Source organism: Pseudomonas sp. NPDC096925, from assembly GCF_044762545.1.
Taxonomy (GTDB): domain Bacteria; phylum Pseudomonadota; class Gammaproteobacteria; order Pseudomonadales; family Pseudomonadaceae; genus Aquipseudomonas.
This window is the reverse complement of the sequence record NZ_JBIWEM010000014.1, coordinates 29,537-49,589: the sequence shown is the minus strand read 5'-3', so window position 1 is coordinate 49,589 and position 20,053 is coordinate 29,537. Positions and strand designations below refer to the sequence as shown.

13 protein-coding genes are annotated in these 20,053 nt (G+C 64.7%); 6 read left to right on the top strand and 7 right to left on the bottom strand.

The window, feature by feature from the left end; all coding sequences use genetic code 11:
• Nucleotides 1-97: 97 nt before the first annotated feature.
• The 6 genes from accC to ACIQYU_RS25655 form a co-directional block, all read right to left on the bottom strand.
• Entirely contained in the window at nt 98-1,453 is a 1,356-nt protein-coding gene (gene accC / locus ACIQYU_RS25680; protein WP_046615992.1) for an acetyl-CoA carboxylase biotin carboxylase subunit, read from the bottom strand.
• A 17-nt stretch (nt 1,454-1,470) separates the two neighbouring features.
• On the bottom strand, nt 1,471-1,935 hold the full coding sequence (gene accB, locus ACIQYU_RS25675) for an acetyl-CoA carboxylase biotin carboxyl carrier protein (protein WP_207832813.1): 465 nt from the start codon (nt 1,933-1,935) through the stop codon (nt 1,471-1,473).
• 100 nt (nt 1,936-2,035) lie between these two features.
• Nucleotides 2,036-2,491, bottom strand: coding sequence for a type II 3-dehydroquinate dehydratase (gene aroQ / locus ACIQYU_RS25670; protein ID WP_003255330.1), 456 nt, complete (start codon nt 2,489-2,491; stop codon nt 2,036-2,038).
• 179 nt (nt 2,492-2,670) lie between these two features.
• Nucleotides 2,671-4,443, bottom strand: coding sequence for a protein-disulfide reductase DsbD (locus ACIQYU_RS25665; RefSeq protein WP_207832815.1), 1,773 nt, complete (start codon nt 4,441-4,443; stop codon nt 2,671-2,673).
• Nucleotides 4,444-4,648: 205 nt separating this feature from the next.
• Nucleotides 4,649-5,428 (bottom strand): methyl-accepting chemotaxis protein, encoded by a 780-nt coding sequence (locus ACIQYU_RS25660; protein WP_371053098.1) that lies wholly within the window; start codon nt 5,426-5,428, stop codon nt 4,649-4,651.
• A 1,429-nt stretch (nt 5,429-6,857) separates the two neighbouring features.
• Complete coding sequence (locus ACIQYU_RS25655; protein WP_207832819.1) at nt 6,858-8,216, bottom strand: diguanylate cyclase; 1,359 nt, start codon at nt 8,214-8,216, stop codon at nt 6,858-6,860.
• Nucleotides 8,217-8,462: 246 nt separating this feature from the next.
• Here ACIQYU_RS25655 and ACIQYU_RS25650 point away from each other — a divergent pair, with 246 nt between their 5' ends.
• From ACIQYU_RS25650 to ACIQYU_RS25630, 5 genes are all read left to right on the top strand, one after another.
• Complete coding sequence (locus ACIQYU_RS25650; protein WP_207832821.1) at nt 8,463-9,530, top strand: DUF2333 family protein; 1,068 nt, start codon at nt 8,463-8,465, stop codon at nt 9,528-9,530.
• Between the two features lie 2 nt (nt 9,531-9,532).
• Nucleotides 9,533-10,069, top strand: a complete 537-nt coding sequence (locus ACIQYU_RS25645; RefSeq protein WP_207832823.1) for an NUDIX hydrolase — start codon at nt 9,533-9,535, stop codon at nt 10,067-10,069.
• A 298-nt stretch (nt 10,070-10,367) separates the two neighbouring features.
• Nucleotides 10,368-10,739, top strand: coding sequence for a translation initiation factor Sui1 (locus ACIQYU_RS25640; RefSeq protein ID WP_063911103.1), 372 nt, complete (start codon nt 10,368-10,370; stop codon nt 10,737-10,739).
• Between the two features lie 152 nt (nt 10,740-10,891).
• Nucleotides 10,892-12,805 (top strand): arginine decarboxylase, encoded by a 1,914-nt coding sequence (gene speA, locus ACIQYU_RS25635; protein WP_207832825.1) that lies wholly within the window; start codon nt 10,892-10,894, stop codon nt 12,803-12,805.
• A gap of 151 nt (nt 12,806-12,956) precedes the next feature.
• On the top strand, nt 12,957-13,412 hold the full coding sequence (locus ACIQYU_RS25630) for an REP-associated tyrosine transposase (protein WP_063911105.1): 456 nt from the start codon (nt 12,957-12,959) through the stop codon (nt 13,410-13,412).
• Nucleotides 13,413-13,533: 121 nt separating this feature from the next.
• On the opposite strand, the gene ACIQYU_RS25625 is transcribed toward ACIQYU_RS25630, so the two are convergent.
• Nucleotides 13,534-14,871 carry an MATE family efflux transporter gene (locus ACIQYU_RS25625; RefSeq protein ID WP_402802688.1) on the bottom strand — a complete coding sequence of 446 codons (1,338 nt, stop codon included), beginning with the start codon at nt 14,869-14,871 and terminating at the stop codon, nt 13,534-13,536.
• A gap of 249 nt (nt 14,872-15,120) precedes the next feature.
• On the opposite strand from ACIQYU_RS25625, the gene ACIQYU_RS25620 reads away from it, so the two are divergent.
• Nucleotides 15,121-20,022, top strand: a complete 4,902-nt coding sequence (locus tag ACIQYU_RS25620; protein WP_233688297.1) for an alpha-2-macroglobulin — start codon at nt 15,121-15,123, stop codon at nt 20,020-20,022.
• The last annotated feature ends 31 nt before the right edge of the window (nt 20,023-20,053 follow it).

The following is a 20,053-nucleotide window of genomic DNA, read 5'->3' as shown; positions in this document are numbered from 1 at the left end:
CTTTGTGTCGCGATGGGCCGCAAAGCGGCCCCAGGATCCCCCAGGCAATAAAAAACCCCGGCACAAGTCCGGGGTTTCGGTACATCACACTACGTGATCACTCCTGGCTAGCCAGTTTGTGCTCGAGGTAGTGAATGTTGACGCCGCCTTTGCAGAAACCTTCATCACGCACCAGGTCGCGGTGCAGCGGGATGTTGGTCTTGATGCCGTCGACGACGATCTCGTCCAGGGCATTGCGCATGCGCGCCATGGCTTCGTCGCGGTCCTTGCCGTAGGTGATCAGCTTGCCGATCAGCGAGTCGTAGTTCGGCGGAACCGAGTAACCGCTGTACAGGTGCGAGTCCACACGCACGCCGTTGCCGCCCGGGGCGTGGAAGTGCTTCACCTTGCCTGGGCTCGGGATGAACTTCTTCGGGTCTTCGGCGTTGATACGGCATTCCAGCGCATGGCCACGGATCACCACGTCTTCCTGGCGGAACGACAGCTTGTTGCCAGCGGCGATGCTCAGCATCTCCTTGACGATGTCGATACCAGTGACCATCTCCGAAACCGGGTGCTCAACCTGCACGCGGGTGTTCATCTCGATGAAGTAGAAGCGGCCGTTCTCGTACAGGAACTCGAAAGTACCCGCACCACGGTAGCCGATCTCGATGCACGCATCGACGCAGCGCTTGAACACTTCCTGACGGGCTTTTTCATCGATGCCCGGGGCTGGCGCTTCTTCCAGCACCTTCTGGTGGCGGCGCTGCAGCGAGCAGTCACGGTCACCCAGGTGGATGGCGTTGCCCTGGCCGTCGGACAGTACCTGTACTTCCACGTGGCGTGGGTTGGTCAGGAACTTCTCCAGATAGACCATCGGGTTGCCGAAGGCGGCACCGGCTTCGGTACGGGTGAGCTTGGCCGAGGCAATCAGGTCCTCTTCCTTGTGCACCACGCGCATGCCGCGACCACCACCGCCACCGGCGGCCTTGATGATCACCGGGTAGCCGACGTCACGAGCGATCGCCAGGGCGACCTCTTCGTCTTCCGGCAGCGGGCCATCGGAGCCCGGCACGGTCGGTACGCCCGACTTGATCATCGCGTCCTTGGCCGAAACCTTGTCGCCCATCAGGCGAATGGTGTCGGCTTTCGGGCCGATGAAGGCGAAACCGGATTTTTCCACCTGCTCGGCGAAGTCGGCGTTTTCCGCCAGGAAGCCGTAGCCCGGGTGGATCGCGGTGGCGCCGGTCACTTCGGCGGCAGCGATGATCGCCGGGATATGCAGGTAGGAATCCTTGGACGATGCAGGGCCGATGCAGACCGACTCGTCTGCCAGGCCCAGGTGCATCAGTTCACGGTCGGCGGTGGAGTGCACGGCGACGGTCTTGATACCCAGCTCTTTGCAGGCACGCAGGATCCGCAGGGCAATTTCCCCGCGGTTGGCGATCAGGACTTTTTCGAGCTTCCCAGACATCGTTGGCTCTCCGCGATTCAAACGATGGTGAACAGCGGCTGGTCGAATTCAACCGGCTGGCCGTCTTCTACCAGGATGGCGTCGATGACACCGCCAACATCGGCTTCGATGTGGTTCATCATCTTCATGGCTTCAACGATGCACAGGGTGTCGCCTTTCTTCACGGTCTGGCCAACTTCAGCGAAGTTCGGCGAGGTCGGCGAAGGCTTGCGGTAGAAGGTACCTACCATCGGCGAGCGGATCACGGTGCCTTTCAGGGCCGGGGCGGCGGCAGCGGCTTCAGCGGCCGGAGCGGCAGCGGCGGCGACCGGGGCAGCAACAGGGGCAGCGGCTACCGGAGCCGGTGCGAAGTACTGCTGGGCAGCTGGGGTCTTGCTGTGACGGCTGATACGGACCGACTCTTCGCCTTCCTTGATCTCCAGTTCGTCGATGCCAGACTCTTCCAGCAGCTCGATCAGTTTCTTGACTTTACGGATATCCATTAATCATCAACTCCCAAAGGTTCGGTCAGGGGGCGAAATACAAAAAAACGTATCTGAAACGTTTCTCTCGAACCCTGGCCCACTGAGGCCAGGGTTTTCATCATTTGGGCTGTGCGTTGGCAGCCAGTTGTTCCAGCGCGGACTCCAGGGCCAGGCGATAACCGCTGGCGCCCAGGCCGCAGATCACCCCTACGGCAACATCGGAAAAGTAGGAGTGGTGGCGGAACGGTTCGCGTTTGTGCACGTTGGACAGGTGCACTTCGATGAATGGGATGCTCACCGCAAGCAATGCGTCACGTAATGCGACGCTTGTGTGGGTGAAAGCAGCCGGATTGATCAGGATGAAGTCCACACCCTCGTTGCGTGCGGCGTGAATGCGGTCGATCAGTTCGTATTCAGCATTGCTCTGCAGGTACTGCAGATGGTGGCCTGCGGCGCGGGCACGTTGCTCCAGGTCCTGGTTGATCTGGGCCAGGGTCACGGCGCCGTAGTGGCCAGGCTCGCGGGTACCGAGCAGGTTGAGGTTGGGGCCGTGAAGCACCAGTAGCGTTGCCATCTGCGGATTCCTTGGATTTGTAGGGCAATTCGACACAGCGCGGCGAGTGTGCCGTAAAGCGACGGCAAGTGTCCAGTTCCCGGCAATAGCCAGCACGATGTCCGAGGTTCGCGCGAAGTATGTGACCAAATGATTAGGTTTGGTCACTGATTTCAGGATTTTTCACAGCTCGGGGGAAGTTATAGACCGACTTTGTCGCGTACGCGTGTCAGAATTTGCGCAAATTCACCGGCATTTATCTCGCCAATGACCCGATCAGCGGTTATTTCGCTACCGTTCGCGGCAAAGAACAACAGGGCAGGAGGGCCGAACAGCTGGTAGCGGTCGAGCAGGCTGCGTTGGTCGGCATTGCTTTCGGTGATGTCGAAACGCAGCAGTTTGAAGCCGGCCAGCTGTGCTTGCACCTGCGGCGCGGTCAACACCTCGCGTTCGATCACCTTGCAGCTGATGCACCAGTCGGCGTACCAGTCCAGCAGTACCGGCTGGCCGGCCGCCTTGGCCTGGGCCAGTGCGGCGTCCAGTGCGGCGGGGGTAGTGATGGTCTGCCAGCTATCCGCCTGCACCGCCGGGCTGTTGCCGGTGGCCACAAGGGTTGCCGGCGGTAGCGGGCGCAGCGGGTCGCCCTGGCCGCTGAGGGCACCGTACCAGCAGGCCAGGGCGTACACCAGCAAGGCCAGGCCAAGCAGTTGGGCCAGGCGCTGGCGTGCGGTCTTGACGACGAACTCGAGGGCGCCGAGGAACAGTGCCACGCCAGCGGCGAGGAACCCGACCAGCAGCAAGGTCATCGGGCCCGGCAACACACGGCTGAGCAAGCCGATGGCCAGGCCCAGCAGCAGGACGCCGATGGCGTTTTTCACCGTGTTCAGCCAAGGGCCGCTTTTCGGCAGCCAGGCCGCGCCACCGGTGGCCACCAGCAGCAAGGGTGCGCCCATGCCCAGGCCCAGGGCGAACAGCTTGAGTGCGCCACCCAGGGCATCGCCGCTGGCGCTGATGTACAGCAACGCACCGGCCAGGGGCGCCGACACACATGGCGAAACCAGCAGGCTGGAGAGCACGCCGAGTATTGCCGCGCCCAGCAGCGAGCCGCCCCGGGTGTGGCTGGCGACATTGTTCAGACGGTTGCTCAAGGCCTGAGGCAGTTTCAGCTCGAACAGGCCGAACATGGCCAGGGCAAACACCACGAAGAACAGCGCGAAAGGCACCAGCACCCAGGCCGACTGCAGGCGTGCCTGCAGGTTCAGGCCGGCGCCGAACAGCCCCATGAGGGCACCGAGTACCGCGAAGCTGGCCGCCATCGGCAGCACGTAGGCCAGCGACAGCGCCAGCCCGCGCAGGCCACCGGCCTGGCCTCGCAGCACCACGCCGGAGAGGATCGGCAGCATCGGCAGCACGCAGGGGGTGAAGGTCAGGCCGACCCCGGCGAGGAAGAACAGCAGCAGCGACTTCCAGGTCCAGGCGTGTTCAGCGGTGGCCGGGGTGCTTGCGCCGCCTTCGCCATCGATGCTCAGGCGTGCGGTTTCCGGTGGGTAGCACAGGCCTTTGTCGGCGCAGCCCTGATAGCCCACCAGCAGGGTGAAGGCACGCGGATCGTTGCGCGGCAGCTCGATATCGAGCACGCCGTGGTACACCTCGACATCGCCGAAGAATTCATCGTGCTTGGCCTCGCCCTTGGGGATGTTCGGTGTGCCCAGGGCAATGTCGGCCGGTTCGGTGCGGAACTGGAAGCGGTGGCGGTAGAGGTAGTAGCCATCGGTGGCGACGAAGCGCAGCTTGATGGTTTGCGCATCGGCCTGCACCAGGTTGAGCTTGAAGGCCTCGTGTACCGGCAGGAAGTCGGCGTTGTTGGCCAGTGACGCGGCGCCGAGGGTGGCACTGGGGCGGTTGTCGAGCAGGCCTGTGGCGAAGGCAGGGCTGGCCAGCAGCAGGAACAGCAGAAAAAACAGGCGGCGCATGGCGGACTCGCGAGGTGGAACGTGCTGGGCATGATAGCGGAGTTGGTGCAGGTTGGGGCCATGCTGGCGGAAGGGGCGACACATGGCCGCTGGCTCATGTGCTGCCTGTGCCGGCCTCTTCGCGGGTAAACCCGCTCCCACCTCGAGCGCATAGGCTATCCCTGTGGGAGCGGGTTTACCCGCGAAGAGGCCAGTACAGGCCAACCTAGACTCTGAAGGCCCGCACCGCCCGGTTCAGTTCGCCCCCCAAACTCAGCAACTGCTCGCCTTGCTCACGCCCCTCGCCAATGCGCTGCAGGTTGTCCTCACCCAACTCATGTATCCGCTCGCTGTGGTCGCGAATCTCGCTCACGGCACCGCTCTGCTGCGCCGTGACATCGGCAATCCGCACCGCAGTGTCCGAAATGGTGCGAATGGCACAGACAATCTCGTCCAGCGCCCCATCCGCCGCCTGGGCCTGGTTGGCCGTGGCCTCGGCATGTTCGAGCTGCGCGCGCATCCCGGCCACCGAACTTCTGGCTGCCTGCTGCAAGCGGTCGATCAAGGCCTGAATCTCGCCGGTAGCCCCGGTGGTGCGCTGCGCCAGCGAACGCACCTCATCGGCCACCACGGCAAATCCACGGCCCATCTCACCGGCCCGGGCCGCTTCGATCGCGGCATTCAGCGCCAGCAGGTTGGTCTGCTCGGCAATCGAGCGGATCACTGTCAGCACGCCGCCGATGGTGGCCGACTCTTCCGCCAGTTGTTCGATCATGCGGGCGTTGCCCTGCACTTCATCGACCAGCTCACGCAAGCCCGACAGGCTCTGGCCAATCACCGCCTGGCCTTGCTCCACTGCACGCCCGGCATCGCGGCTGGCGTCGGCGGCGGCGCTGGCGTCGCCGGCCACTTGCTGGATGGTCGCTTCCAGTTCGCCCAGGGCATCGCGGATCTGCCCGGTGTCGCCGGCCTGGCGCTCGGCGCCGTCATGCAGGGCGGCGCTCATGCCGGCCAGGGCGTGGCTGCTGCCAGCCACCTGCTCGGCGTTGTGGCGGATGGTGCCGACCAGCTCCACCAGGTACTGGCGCAGGCGGTTGAGCGATTCCTGGATGTCGCGCAGTTCGCGGTTGGTCTTGCCCAGGGCGATGGCCTTGGCGAAGTCGCCCTCGGCCCAGCGTGACAGGGCCGGGGCCAGGCCGGTCAGGGTGCGCGCCAGGCGCCGTTGCAAGGTGTCGATCAGCAGGGCGATAAGCAGGATCAGGCCGATCATCAGGCCCTGGATGATGCGCACTTCGGCGGCAATTTTCGCGTGCTGGCCGCGTACCTCGGGCTCCAGCGCCGCGATGGCCTGCTGTACGGCCTCCAGGCGCTGGCTGGTGCTGGCGGCCAGGGCGACGCGGCGCTCGATCTGTTCGCGGGTGCGCTGCAGTTCGGCCGGGTAGCGGCTGAGCAGGCTCTGCAGTTCGCGTTTGAGGCCAACGGCAATGTCTTCCTGCTGGGCGCTGGCCTGGGTTTCCAGGCCCATCATCGCGGCGAAGTCGTTGGCACCGGATTCGGCGGTACGGGTTACGCCCAGCAAGGGCAAGGCGTCGATCGCCTGGGCCTGGGCGCGGATCAGTTGCAGCTCGCGCTCCACTTCGTCGGCCAGTTCCGGGCGGCCGCTGCTGACCAGCTTGTCCCGGGCCAGCGACAGGCGGCCGAGGTGCACGGTGGCGTCGAGCAATGGCACCAGGTAGCGGTTGGCGTCGGCGCTGCCGCTGTCACGGGCGTAGCCGGCCAGTTGTTCGAAGTTGGCTCCCAGTTCCCGCTCGGCCTGCAGCAGCAGGGCTTGCGGGTCGCCAGCCAGCTTGCCGGCGGCCAGCAGCTCCTCGGCGGTAAAGGCCTGCAGGCTGTCCAGGCTGGGGCGCAGTTTGTCGGCCAGTGCGCCAGGCCACTCGGCCAGCGCGGCCTGCAGTTTCTGGTTGGCCTCCATGGCTGCGGCATGGCGCAGGGCATCGCCGCTGCCCAGGTAGGCCTGGATGTTGCGGGCCGCCTGGTTCTGGAACTGCTGGGACAGGCCCAGGTAGCGCTCCATCAACTGGTAGGGGCGCTCCAGGGCACGCTGCGACCACCACAAGGTGGCGCCCAGGGCAATACACACGGTTACCAGCAACAGGGTGTTGAAATTGGTCAGCCACTTCAGGCGCATAGCCGCGAGCTTCCTGCGGGGAGGGGGAGAGGTCGGTGGCTGAAGTTATTGCGATTTTGTGACGGGGTGATGACGACAGGCGGTTGGCGTCATAAAAAAGTGGCACAGTGCCTGTATTTGCATTGCCTGTACTGGCCTCTTCGCGGGCTTGCCCGCTCCCACAGGATATCTACCAGACCTGAATGCAGGCGCAATCCCTGTGGGAGCGGGCAAGCCCGCGAAGAGGCCGGTACAGGCGATGAAGAACTCAGGGCTCTACACGCACCACGCAATTACGCCCCGCATGCTTGGCCCGGTACAGCGCCTCGTCCGCCGCACTGGCCATGGTCAGCGCATCCAGCCCCTCATCCAGCTGCACCACGCCTGCACTGAAGGTGCACTGCAAGTCCCGAGGCTGCGCCGGGTAGAGAATCTCGGCAAAGCGCCGGCGGATCTCGTCCAGCACCTTGTGCGCCGCGTCCAGCGCGGTATTGGGCATGACAACGGCGAACTCTTCGCCACCATAACGGCCAATGAAATCGGTCTTGCGCAAGCGCTGCTTGAGAAACAGCGCCAGGCTCTTGATCACCCGGTCGCCCATGGGGTGGCCGTGGCGGTCGTTGATCTTCTTGAAGTGGTCGATGTCGAGCATGGCAAAGCTCAACGGCTGCTGCTCACGACGGGCGCGGAAGCTGCAGTCTTCCAGCAGTTGCAGGATGTGGGTGTGGTTGTACAACCCGGTCAGGCTGTCGCGCACCATGCGCGCCTTCAGGTGCCGGGCACGGGCGGCGCGGTTGCGCACGGTGGTGATCAGGTGGCGTGAGCGAAACGGTTTGGTCAGGAAGTCATCACCGCCTTCGCTCATGGCATCCAGCTGCTTGTCCAGGTCGTCCTCGGCAGACAGGTAGATGATCGGCACACTCACATAACGGTCGCTGTGGCGGATCACCTTGGCCAGCTCAGGGCCGGTGCAGGCCGGCATGTACAGGTCGAGGATGATCAGGTCGGGCTGGAACTCGGCCAGCTCGGCCATGGTGCGGATCGGGTCGGTCAGGCTGCGGGTGATCATGCCGGCGCTGGCCAGCACACGTTCGGTGTACAGGGCCTGGGTGCGCGAGTCGTCGATGATCAACACGCGCAACGGGTCGTGCTGGGCGGCATTGGTCAGCAGTTCGACCTTTTCCAGCAGGCTGGAGGCTTCCAGGGTGCCAGTGAGGAAGTCCTGGCCACCGGCGCGCACGGCGGCCAGGCGGGTCGGGGTGTCGGTTTCGTGGTGGCTGAAGAACAGCAGCGGGATGTGTCGGGCCAGCCCCTGCTGCACCTGGGCAGCCAGCAGCAGGCCTTGGCCGGTGCCGCTGAAGTCGACATCCATGATGATGGCCGAAGGCGGGTATTCGTCGATCGAGGCGTGAAACGCCGCAGGGCTGGCCAGCGCCTGCACCACCAGGCCAAAGAACTCCAGTTGCTGGGCCAGGCGCTGGGCACGTTCGTGGTCCTGCAGCAGGATGTACACCGGCTTGCGCAGGGGCGGCAGCAGCACCTGATCGAGCGGGTCGTCCTTGCGCAGGCCGCTACGCGTCTGCTGTTGGGCGGGGCACTGCGGGCTCGGCTCGACTGCTTGGCTCATGTCCTGGCTACTTTAGGTTGGGATGTGCAGGGGCAATGATGGCTCTATGCTAGCAGCTCTTGCCGGATGCGTGAGTGCCCTGCATCAACAAAGCGGGTAGAACGAATATTCAGTTGCTGACTGATTGGTCGCTTATGCGTAAGGCGGTGTCTGCTTTATAGTGCTGCCACGCGGGCTTGCCGTGGCACCCTGGCGCAGGCCTGTGGTCCAAGCCCCTGAACCGTCGTGACTGATAAGGACAAAGCCATGCTGGACTGGAAAAACCGCGAGGCCAAAGCCGAGCCCCGCGAGCGTGTCGACGGCCGTGGCGCCGCCGCCCGTAGCTACCTTGGCGGCCTCTGGAGCCGTGCCCTGGGGACCCTGATCGGGTTGTACCTGCTGGTGTGTATCGGCCTGGGCTGGTACTGGAGCCAGGAGCCGGACCTGTTCCCGGTGCAGCAGAACGCCCAGGCCGCCGCCGAGCGCACTGGCCAGCAGATGGTGGTGGGTTACACCACTATCGAAACCCTCAAGACCGTGGCCGGCACCTTGCTGAACAAGCCGGGTGGCTACATTTCCAACGACCGCTTCCCGCCGGGGCTGTGGATGGACAACATGCCGAGTTGGGAATATGGCGTGCTGGTCCAGGTGCGCGACCTGTCCCGTGCCCTGCGCAAGGACTTCGCCCGTTCGCAGTCGCAGTCCACCGAAGACGCCGACCTGGCCAAGGCCGAGCCGCGTTTCAACTTCGACAACAAGAGCTGGATCTTGCCGTCGAGCGAGTCGGAGTTCGAAGAGGGCATCAAGTCGCTGACCCGCTACCAGACCCGTCTGGCTGCCGGCGACAAGGGCGCGATCTTCTACACCCGTGCCGACAACCTGAACAACTGGCTGGGTGACGTGGCCACCCGCCTGGGCTCGCTGTCGCAGCGGCTGTCGGCCAGCGTTGGCCGGGTCAAGCTCAACACCACGCTGAAGACCGAGTCGGTGGTCGCCGGCCAGGCGCCGCAGGTGGACGAGGAGCTGGTGGAAACCCCGTGGCTGCAGATCGACAACGTGTTCTACGAAGCCCGTGGCCAGGCCTGGGCACTGTCGCATCTGCTGCGCGCCATCGAGGTGGACTTTGCCGACGTGCTGGCGAAGAAGAACGCCACGGTCAGCGTGCGCCAGATCATCCGTGAGCTGGAAGCCTCGCAAGAAGCGCTGTGGAGCCCGATGGTGCTCAACGGCAGCGGCTTCGGCATGTGGGCCAACCACTCGCTGGTCATGGCCAACTACATTTCCCGGGCCAACGCCGCGGTCATCGACCTGCGTCAGCTGCTGTCGCAGGGTTGATGATGGCTATCAGCCCAAACGAGGCCGCCCACCGGGCGGCTTCCGACCGCGAGCTGGTCACCTGGGTGGACGAAGCCGACCAGGTGCTGGGGGCCTTGCCCCGCGCCGAACTGCGCGAGCGCGGCCTGATCGGGCGTTGCACGTTCATTTTGCTGTTCAACAGCGCCGGTGAGCTGTGCGTGCACCGGCGCACCCTGAGCAAGGCGCTGTACCCGGGGTACTGGGATGTGGCGGCAGGCGGCATGGTGACGGCCGGGGAGGCGTATGCCGATTCGGCTGCGCGGGAGCTGGCCGAGGAGCTGGGGATCGACGGTGTGGAGCTGCGCTTTCATGAGCGGTTCTACTTCGACCAGCCGGATAACCGCTTGTGGTGTGCGGTGTATTCGGCGGTTTCGGATGCGCCGTTGCGGCTGCAGCCGGAAGAGGTGATCGAGGCGCGCTTCATTGGCCTGGAACAGGCTGAAGAGGAGAGCCTGACGAAGCCGTATTGCCCGGACTCGTTGGCGGCGTTGCAGCGCTATAAAGCAAGCCTCAAATAGATGCGTGGGCCATGCCGGCCCCTTCGCGGTTAAACCCGCTCCCACAGGGATTTCACAGGCCGTGAAACCTGCGCAGTACCTGTGGGAGCGGGTTTACCCGCGAAGGGGTCGCAAAACATTCGCAAAATGCCGCAATCCAGTACTTAGCAACAGCCGGATTTATCGTTAAACTGCGCGCCCTTTTCGGGCTGCCGCAGGTCTTGCGGTGGTAGCGCCGCCCCTGCCAGAGTGGGGCTTCGCGGTCGGGCTCAACCCCCTGGGGCCGACCAGTTTTTGTCCTCAGCACAGAGGAACAAAAGTGGCCAAGAAAGCTTCTTCCTTCGCCGCCCTTGGCGGTCTCGTTTACTCCACCGACGCTGGTCGGCACTGCCCCGACTGTGGCCAGCCGGTGGATGCCTGTACCTGCAAGCAGCAAATCATCCCCGAAGGCGATGGCATTGCCCGTGTGCGCCGCGAAAGCAAAGGGCGCGGCGGCAAGACCGTGACCACCGTCACCGGCGTGCCGCTGCCGCTCGACCAGCTCAAGGAGCTGGCCTCTACCCTCAAGCGCCGCTGCGGTACCGGTGGCGCCCTGAAGGATGGGGTCATCGAAATCCAGGGCGACCATGTCGAGCTGCTGATCGGTGAGCTGACCAAGCAGGGTTTCAAGGCGAAAAAGTCCGGCGGCTGATGCGGCCACGCGATTTTTTGCCCAGTGCTTTCTAAACTCGTTGCCGTGACCAGGGTCTATCCCAGGGCACGGACGAATCGTCATTTTTGGCTTTTACACTGCGCCCGCCTCCTTGCGGGGCAGTGTCTTCGACTTATCTATAGGGGACTTGAATGTCCGTACGACGCACACGCAAAGACGATGGTAGCCAATGGACCGTGGCCGACAGCCGCAGTGTTTATGGCATCCGCCATTGGGGCGCTGGTTATTTCGCCATCAATGAAGCCGGGCGCGTCGAAGTACGCCCCAACGGCCCGAAAAGCGCACCGATCGACCTGTTCGAACAGGTCGACGAACTGCGCCAGAGCGGCCTGTCGCTGCCATTGCTGGTGCGCTTCCCCGACATTCTGCAGGACCGCGTGCGCCAACTGACCGGCGCCTTCGACGCCAACATCGCGCGCCTGGAATACCAGAGCAAGTACACCGCGCTGTACCCGATCAAGGTCAACCAGCAGGAAGCGGTGGTGGAGAACATCATCGCCACGCAGAACGTCTCCATTGGCCTGGAAGCCGGCTCCAAGCCTGAGCTGCTGGCAGTGCTGGCGCTGGCGCCGAAAGGCGGCACCATCGTCTGCAACGGCTACAAGGACCGCGAGTTCATCCGCCTGGCGCTGATGGGCCAGAAGCTCGGCCACAATGTGTTCATCGTCATCGAGAAAGAGTCGGAAGTGGCCCTGGTGATCGACGAGGCTGCCGAGCTCAAGGTCAAGCCGCAGGTCGGCCTGCGCGTGCGCCTGTCGTCGCTGGCCTCGAGCAAGTGGGCCGACACCGGTGGCGAAAAGTCCAAGTTCGGCTTGTCTGCCGCCCAGCTGATCTCGGTGGTGCAGCGCTTCCGCGATGCCGGCCTGGACCAGGGTATCCGCCTGCTGCACTTCCACATGGGCTCGCAGATCGCCAACCTGGCCGACTACCAGCACGGCTTCAAGGAAGCCATCCGTTACTACGGTGAGCTGCGTGCGCTGGGCCTGCCGGTCGACCACATCGACGTTGGCGGTGGCCTGGGTGTGGACTACGACGGTACCCACTCGCGCAATGCCAGCTCGATCAACTACGACATGGACGACTACGCCGGCGTGGTGGTGGGCATGCTCAAGGAGTTCTGCGACGCGCAGGGCCTGCCGCACCCGCACATTTTCTCCGAGAGTGGCCGTTCGCTGACCGCGCACCACGCCATGCTGGTGATCCAGGTGACCGACGTCGAGAAGCACAACGACGACGTGCCGACCATCGAGAACAAGGAAGCCCTGCCCGAGACCGTGCAGTGGCTGGTCGACCTGCTCGGCCCGACCGACATCGAGATGGTCACCGAGACCTACTGGCGCGCTACCCACTACCTGGGTGACGTGGCTGCGCAGTATGCCGATGGCAAGATCAGCCTGGCCGAGAAGGCCCTGGCCGAACAGTGCTACTTCGCCGTGTGCCGCCGCCTGCACAACTCGCTGAAAGCCCGCCAGCGCTCGCACCGTCAGGTGCTGGACGAGCTGAACGACAAGCTGGCCGACAAGTACATCTGCAACTTCTCGGTGTTCCAGAGCCTGCCGGATACCTGGGCCATCGGCCAGGTACTGCCGATCATTCCGTTGCACCGCCTGGACGAAGAGCCGATGCGTCGTGCCGTGCTGCAGGACCTGACCTGCGACTCCGACGGCAAGATCAACCAGTACGTCGACGAGCAGAGCATCGAGACCAGCATGCCGGTGCATGCGGTGAAGGAGGGCGAGGACTACCTGCTGGGTGTGTTCCTGGTCGGTGCCTACCAGGAAATCCTCGGTGACATGCACAACCTGTTCGGTGACACCGATTCGGTGAACATCTACCAGAACGCCGACGGTAGCGTGTACCACGCCGGTATCGAGACCCACGACACCATCGAAGACATGCTGCGCTACGTGCACCTGTCGCCGGAGGAGTTGATGACCCACTACCGTGACAAGGTGGCCAGCGCCAAGATCACTGCGCGTGAGCGGACCCAGTATCTGGATGCCTTGCGCCTGGGGTTGACCCGGTCTTCGTACCTGTCGTCGTAACCGCCAGGCCGCTCCTGCCTTTTTTGTGGGAGCGGCCTTGCGTCGCGATATGAGGGCGAAGCCCTCACCGCGTCATACCTGGTAATGGTCCAGTCCTCGCCTGTCACATCAGCGCCGCTACCTTTGAATGCAATGTTCAAAGGAGGATGACATGGAAAGTCCCGGCTCCCATCGTTTACGTAGTGGCCGAGTGTCCGAACCAGGGCGTCTCTACCTGCTCACCACAACCACTCGCAACCGAACACCGTTGTTCAAAGACTTTTTGTTCGCCAGAACAGTTATCCAGCAATTACGGCTCAGCGAAGAGTGCAAGGCGTGTCGATCTCTGGCGTGGGTCTTGATGCCGGATCATCTTCACTGGCTTGTTGAGCTTGGGCCGTCGAGCCTGAGTAGGCTGATGTGCGAGTTCAAGTCCAGAAGCAGTTGTGCGCTGTACAAGGTAGGGGCCGACAGGCGGCATATCTGGCAGACCAGCTTTCATGACCGGGCTTTGCGCCGCGAGGAGGATGTGAGGGCCGTCGCCCGCTACATCATTGCAAACCCGATTCGGGCTGGCCTGGTAAAGCGGGCTGGCGAGTATCCACATTGGGATTGTGTGTGGCTGTGAGTCAGCAGGTGAGGGCTTCGCCCTCATTTCGCGACACAAGGCCGCTCCCACAAAGTCCTGCGTCCGCCGATCAATGTGGGAGCGGCCTTGCGTCGCGATGGGCCGCAAAGCGGCCGCGGCATTACTGAATCCACTCACCTTTCTCCTGCAACCGCCACCCCACCCACCCCAACGTCACCGCCCGTAACGCCATGAATCCGAGAAAGGCCAACCACAACCCATGGTTGCCAAATCCGCTCATGACCACCCCAAGGGGCAGCGCAATCAGCACCGACAGCAACATCGCATTGCGCATCTCCCGCGCCCGGGTCGCACCAATGAACAGCCCATCCAGCAAGTAACTCCACACCGCAATCAACGGCAGCAATGCCAGGTACGGCAGGTACGGATAAGCCGCTGCCCGCACACTCTCGATGTCGGTCTGCAAATCGATGAACAGGTGCCCTCCCAGCAGGAACAAGCCGGCAAACCCCAGGCTGGTGATCAGCGACCAGCCACAGGCCACCACCAGCGAGCGGCGCAATGTGTCGCGGTCGCGGGCGCCAATGGCATGGCCGCACAGGGCCTCCACCGCATGTGCCAACCCGTCAAGCGCATAAGCGGTCAGCAGCAGGCCGTTGAGCAGCAGGGCATTGGCCGCCACGGTGGCTTCGCCCAGGCGTGCGCCCTGCACGGTGATCAGCAGGAACACCAGTTGCAGCGCCAGGCTGCGCAGGAAGATGTCGCGGTTCACCGCCAGCAGCGGCCTCCAGGCCTGCCAGCGCTTGAGCGCCGCCCACACGATCTGCCCCGGGTAGGCGCGCAAGGCCGGGCGGGTAAGGGCCAGGCCGAGCAGGGCGGCGCTCCATTCGGCAATCACCGACGCCCGCGCCGAACCCAGCACGCCCCAGTTCAGGCCAAGCACGAACCACAGGTTCAAGGCGATGTTCAGCAGGTTGGTGGTCAGCAGGATGGCCAGTGGCGCCCTGGCGTTCTGCGTGCCGAGGAACCAGCCGACCAGCGCGTAGCTGGCCAGTGCCGCAGGCAGGCCGAGCAGGCGGGTGTGGAAGAAGTCTTCGGTGGCTTGCTGCAGGGCCGTGCTGGGTTGCATCGCGTGCAGCGCCAACTGGCTGAAGGGCAGGGCCAGCAGGCCGATCAGCAGGGCGAAACCGACCGCCAGCAGCAGCCCTTGCACCAGCACCTGGCGCAACGCAGCACCATCGCCACGGCCGGCGGCCTGGGCGGCGAAGCCGGTGGAACCCATGCGCAGGAAACCCATCAGGCCGACCATGAAGGTGAACAGCGTGGCCCCCACGGCCACGGCGCCAAGCTGGTGGGCGTGGGGGAGGTGGCCGATGACGGTGCTGTCGACCAGGGCTACCAGCGGCACGGAGATGTTGGACAGGATCATCGGCGCGGCCAGGGCCCAGACCTTGTGGTGGGTGGGGCGGTGCTGCCAGTCGGTGGTCAGTGAGGTCATCGGGTGTCCTGGGAAATCCTGGGGCTGCTGCGCAGCCCTTTCGCGACACAAGGCCGCTCCCACAGGGGGCGCCCAAACCGGAAGCCTGTGCAGTACCTGTGGGAGCGGCCTTGCATCGCGAAAGGGGCGCAAAGCGCCCCCGCTTTTATAAATTGCCAGCAGTGTACCGGCCATGTAGCCAATTCGCGCGACCATAGTTGCGCTATAGTTGCTGCCCTCAACGTACATGCTGCCAAAGAGTTCTACTCCATGTTCAACAAAGGATTGTTGCTGGCCTGCGCGCTGGCTTTGCTCAGTGCCTGTGACTCTTCGACGCCTGACAAACCGGCGCCAGCCGAAAAGCCGGCGGCCACTGCGCCCGCCGCCACCCCGGCGCCCGAGCGCGAAGACCCGGCCGTACTCGCCAAGCGCTACGAGGGCCGCGAGCTCACCGTGCTGGATGTTTCCGAAGTGCAGCTCGATGGCGCTGCAACGCTGTCGATCAGCTTCTCCGCACCGCTGGATGCCAAGCAGGACTTCGCCAGCAAAGTGCACCTGGTCGACACGGTCAAAGGCAAGCTCGACGGCGCCTGGGAACTCTCCGACAACCAGATGGAGCTGCGCCTGCGCCATCTGGAGCCGCAGCGCAAGCTGGTACTGACCGTCGACAAGGGCCTGCAGGCAGTCAACGGCAAGCAGCTGGACAGCGAGTCGGTCAGCCGCCTGGAAACCCGCGACATGCAGCCGACCATCGGCTTCGCCAGCCGTGGATCGCTGTTGCCCACGCGCCTGGCCGAGGGCCTGCCGGTGATTGCCCTCAACGTCGACAAGGTCGATGTCGAGTTCTTCCGCGTGAAGCCGGACATGCTCTCGACCTTCCTGGTCAACTGGGGGCGCAACAGCAGCCTGTACTACTACCAGTCCAAGGAAACCCTGGAGATGGCCGAGCTGGTCTACAGCGGCCGCTTCGATCTCAACCCCGCACGCAATACCCGCGAAACCGTGCTGCTGCCAATCGCCGGCATCAAGCCGCTGCAGGAGCCAGGCGTGTACCTGGCAGTGATGCGTGCCTCGGGCACCTACGATTACTCGCAGCCAGCGACCCTGTTCACCCTCAGCGACATCGGTGTGTCCGCGCATCGCTACCGCGACCGCCTGGATGTGTTCGCCCAGGCCCTGGAGGGCGGCAAGGCGATGAACGGCGTCAACCTGGAAATCCATGACGACAAGGGCAAGCTGCTGGCCCAGGCCAGCACCGATAGCGATGGCCACGCCCAGCTGCCGATCACGCCCAAGGCCGACACCCTGATCGCCACCCAGGGTGTGCACACCACCTTGCTGCGCCTGAGCAGCGCGGCACTGGACCTGGCCGAGTTCGACATCACCGGCCCGCAGGCCAACCCACTGCAGTTCTTCATCTTCGGCCCGCGTGACCTGTATCGCCCAGGCGAAACGGTGTTGCTCAACGGCCTGCTGCGCGACCAGGACGGCAAGCCGGTCAAGGCTCAGCCGGTGAGCGTGGAAGTGCGCCGCCCGGATGAGCAGGTCAACCGCAAGTTCGTCTGGGAAGCCGACAGCAACGGCCTGTACCAGTACCAGCTGCAGCTGGCCAGCGAGGCCCCGACCGGCCGCTGGCAACTGCTGCTCGACCTGGGCGGCGGGCGCAAGCAGGTGTATGAATTCCTCGTCGAAGACTTCCTGCCCGAGCGCCTGGCGCTGGAACTCAAGGGCAGCAGCAAACCGTTGGCTCCGGATCAGGATGCGCGCATCCAGGTCAATGGCCGTTACCTCTACGGCGCCCCGGCTGCCGGCAACCGCCTGAGCGGCCAGGCCTATGTTCGCCCGCTGCGCGAGGCGGTGCCGGCGCTGCCGGGCTACCAGTTCGGCTCGGTCACCGAAACCGAGCTGAACCAGGACCTGGAGCTGGACGAAGTCACCCTGGACCAGGCCGGCAAGGCCGTGGTCGATATCGAAAGCCGCTGGGCCGAAGCCCGCTCGCCGCTGCAACTGACCGTACAGGCCAGCCTGCAGGAGTCCGGTGGCCGGCCGATCACCCGGCGCCTGGAACAACCCATCTGGCCGGCCGAGCGCCTGCCAGGCCTGCGCGGCCTGTTCGACGGTGAGGAAACCGACAGTGACGGGCCGGTGGAGTTCGAGTTCCTGGTGGCCGACCGCGATGGCAACAAGCTGGCGGCCAACGACCTCAAGGTGCGCCTGGTACGCGAACGTCGCGACTACTACTGGAACTACTCGCAGAGCGATGGCTGGAGCTACGCCTACAACGAGAAGTTCCTCACCCAGAGCGAGGAGACTGTCAGCGTCAAGGCCGGCTCCACCGCCAAGCTGAGCTTCCAGGTGGAATGGGGCCCGTACCGTGTCGAGGTGGAAGACCCACAGACTGGCCTGGTGTCCAGCGCGCGCTTCTGGGCCGGCTACCGCGCCCAGGACAACGCCGAAGGCGGTGCGGTGCGGCCGGACCAGGTCAAGCTGGCGCTGGACAAACCGGCCTACGCCGACGGCGCTACCGCCAAGGTCACCGTCACCCCGCCCGCAGCCGGCAGTGGCTACCTGATGATCGAGTCCAGCGATGGCCCGCTGTGGTGGCAGGAGATCGACGTGCCCGCCGAGGGCAAGACGTTCGACGTGCAGCTGGACAAGCAGTGGGCGCGCCACGACCTGTACATCAGCGCGCTGGTGATCCGCCCCGGCGAGCGCAAGGCCAACGCCACGCCGAAACGTGCGGTGGGCGTACTGCACCTGCCGCTGGACCGCGCCGAGCGCAAGCTGGCGGTGAGCCTGCAGGCGCCGGAGAAAATGCGCCCGAAACAGCCGCTGACCGTGAAGGTCAAGGCTGCAAATGCCGATGGCAGCGTGCCCAAGCAGGTGCATGTGTTGTTGTCGGCGGTGGACGTGGGCATCCTCAACATTACCGACTTCAAGACCCCCGATCCGTTCGCCAGCCTGTTCGGGCGCAAGGCCTACGGTGCTGACCAGCTGGATATCTACGGCCAGTTGATCGAAGCCGGCCAGGGCCGCCTGGCCAGCCTGGCGTTCGGCGGTGACGCGGCGATGGCCAAGGGTGGCAAGCGCCCCAATACCACGGTGACCATCGTCGCCCAGCAAAGCCTGCCGGTGACCCTGGACGACAAGGGCGAGGGCCAGGCCACGGTCGATATCCCCGACTTCAATGGCGAACTGCGGCTGATGGCCCAGGCCTGGACCGAGGAACACTTCGGCATGGCCGAAGGCAAGACCGTGGTCGCTGCGCCGTTGATTGCCGAGCTCTCGGCGCCGCGCTTCCTGGCCGGTGGCGACCGCACCAGCCTGGCGCTGGACCTGGCCAACCTGTCGGGCCGTGCCCAGCAGCTGAACGTTGAAATCAGCACCGAAGGGCAGCTGAGCCTGGCGGCCAACGCCGTGCAGAACGTTGCCCTGGCTGAAGGTCAGCGCTCGACGCTGATGATCCCGGTACAGGCCCAGGGTGGCCTGGGGCAGGGCAAGGTGCATGTGCGGGTCACTGGTCTGCAGCTGCCGAACGAGCCGACCGGCGCGTTCGAGCGTGAGTGGACGCTGGGCGTGCGCCCGGCCTACCCGGCGATGCTCAAGCATTACCGCGTGGCCTTGAAGGACCAGCCTTGGACCCTGCCTGAAGCAGACCTGGCCGCCTTTGAACCCGCTGGCCTGGAAGCCAGCCTGGCCTTGTCGAGCCGGCCACCGCTGAACCTGGCCGAGCAGATCCGTGCCCTCGAAGCCTACCCCTACGGTTGCCTGGAACAGACCACCAGCGGCCTCTACCCGTCGCTGTACGCCGATGCCGACAGCCTCAAGCGCCTGGGCATCAAGGGCGAGCCGGCCGATGTACGCAAGCGCAAGATCGAGATGGGCATCGAGCACCTGCTGGGCATGCAGCGCTACAACGGCAGCTTCGGCCTGTGGAGCTCGGACAGCGAAGAAGAGTACTGGCTGACCGCTTATGTTACCGACTTCCTGCTGCGTGCTCGTGACCAAGGCTATGGTGTGCCGGCCGAAGCGCTGAAGAAGGCCAGCGAACGCCTGCTGCGCTACCTGCAGGAGCGCAACCTGATCGAGGTCGACTACAGCGAGAACGCCGAACACACCCGCTTCGCCGTGCAGGCCTACGCGGCGTTGGTACTGTCGCGCAGCCAGCAGGCGCCGCTGGGTGCCCTGCGTGGCCTGTTCGAACGCCGCGCCGACGCCCGCTCTGGCCTGCCGCTGGTACAACTGGCGGTGGCGCTGGACAAGATGGGCGACAAGCCGCGTGCCGAGCAGGCCCTGCAGGCGGGCCTGGGCATCAGCCGCGGTAAAGGCTGGATGGCCGACTATGGCAGCGCCCTGCGCGACCAGGCACTGATCCTGGCGCTGCTGCAGGAAAGCAACCTGGCCAGCCGCCAGGTCGACCAGCGTCTGTTCGCCCTGGCGGATGAGCTGGCGGCCAATCGCTGGCTGTCGACCCAGGAGCGCAATGCGCTGTTCCTGGCCGGCCGTGGCCTGTTGGGCAAGCCGGAAGGCCAGTGGCAGGCGCGCCTGGACAGCGCGGGCGAAGTGCGCGAGTTCAACAATGCCGAGTCCGGCATGAAGCTCGAAGGCCCGTTGCTGGCCTCGCCGCTGAGTGTGCAGAACCAGGGCAGCGAGACGCTGTACCAGCAACTGACCCTGTCGGGTTACCCTCGCCAGGCGCCTGCGGCCGGTGGCAACGGCATGCAGATCCGCCGTGAGTACCTGGGCATGAATGGCCAGCCGCTGGACCTGCACAACCTGCGCAGTGGCGACCTGGTGCTGGTGCACCTGGCGCTCAAGGCTGAAGACCGGGTGCCGGATGCGCTGGTGGTGGATTTGCTACCGGCAGGTCTGGAGCTGGAAAACCAGAACCTGGCGCAGAGTGCCGCCAGCCTGGACAACGCCAGCAGTGCGGTGAAGGAATGGCGCGAGTCGATGCAGAACGCCAGTGTGGTGCACCAGGAGTACCGCGATGACCGTTACGTCGCCGCGCTCAAGCTGGACAGCTACGGCACCACCCACCTGCTGTACCTGGCGCGGGCGGTGACCCCGGGCACCTACCGCGTGCCGCCGCCGCAAGTCGAATCGATGTACCGGCCGAACCTGCAGGCCGTGGGGGATGGGCAAGGGGAGATGACCGTAAGAGCCCGCTAAGCGCCTGTCAGGCGCGGGCTATGTGGGAGCG

Coding starts and splice junctions, on each gene's coding strand:
- ACIQYU_RS25645 (WP_207832823.1), top strand. CDS start 9,533: ATGGCTATCAGCCCAAACGAGGCCGCCCACCGGGCGGCTTCCGACCGC.
- ACIQYU_RS25660 (WP_371053098.1), bottom strand. CDS start 5,428: ATGAGCGCCGCCCTGCATGACGGCGCCGAGCGCCAGGCCGGCGACACC.
- ACIQYU_RS25625 (WP_402802688.1), bottom strand. CDS start 14,871: ATGACCTCACTGACCACCGACTGGCAGCACCGCCCCACCCACCACAAG.
- ACIQYU_RS25650 (WP_207832821.1), top strand. CDS start 8,463: ATGCTGGACTGGAAAAACCGCGAGGCCAAAGCCGAGCCCCGCGAGCGT.
- ACIQYU_RS25665 (WP_207832815.1), bottom strand. CDS start 4,443: ATGCGCCGCCTGTTTTTTCTGCTGTTCCTGCTGCTGGCCAGCCCTGCC.
- speA (WP_207832825.1), top strand. CDS start 10,892: ATGTCCGTACGACGCACACGCAAAGACGATGGTAGCCAATGGACCGTG.
- accC (WP_046615992.1), bottom strand. CDS start 1,453: ATGTCTGGGAAGCTCGAAAAAGTCCTGATCGCCAACCGCGGGGAAATT.
- ACIQYU_RS25655 (WP_207832819.1), bottom strand. CDS start 8,216: ATGAGCCAAGCAGTCGAGCCGAGCCCGCAGTGCCCCGCCCAACAGCAG.
- aroQ (WP_003255330.1), bottom strand. CDS start 2,491: ATGGCAACGCTACTGGTGCTTCACGGCCCCAACCTCAACCTGCTCGGT.
- accB (WP_207832813.1), bottom strand. CDS start 1,935: ATGGATATCCGTAAAGTCAAGAAACTGATCGAGCTGCTGGAAGAGTCT.
- ACIQYU_RS25620 (WP_233688297.1), top strand. CDS start 15,121: ATGTTCAACAAAGGATTGTTGCTGGCCTGCGCGCTGGCTTTGCTCAGT.
- ACIQYU_RS25630 (WP_063911105.1), top strand. CDS start 12,957: ATGGAAAGTCCCGGCTCCCATCGTTTACGTAGTGGCCGAGTGTCCGAA.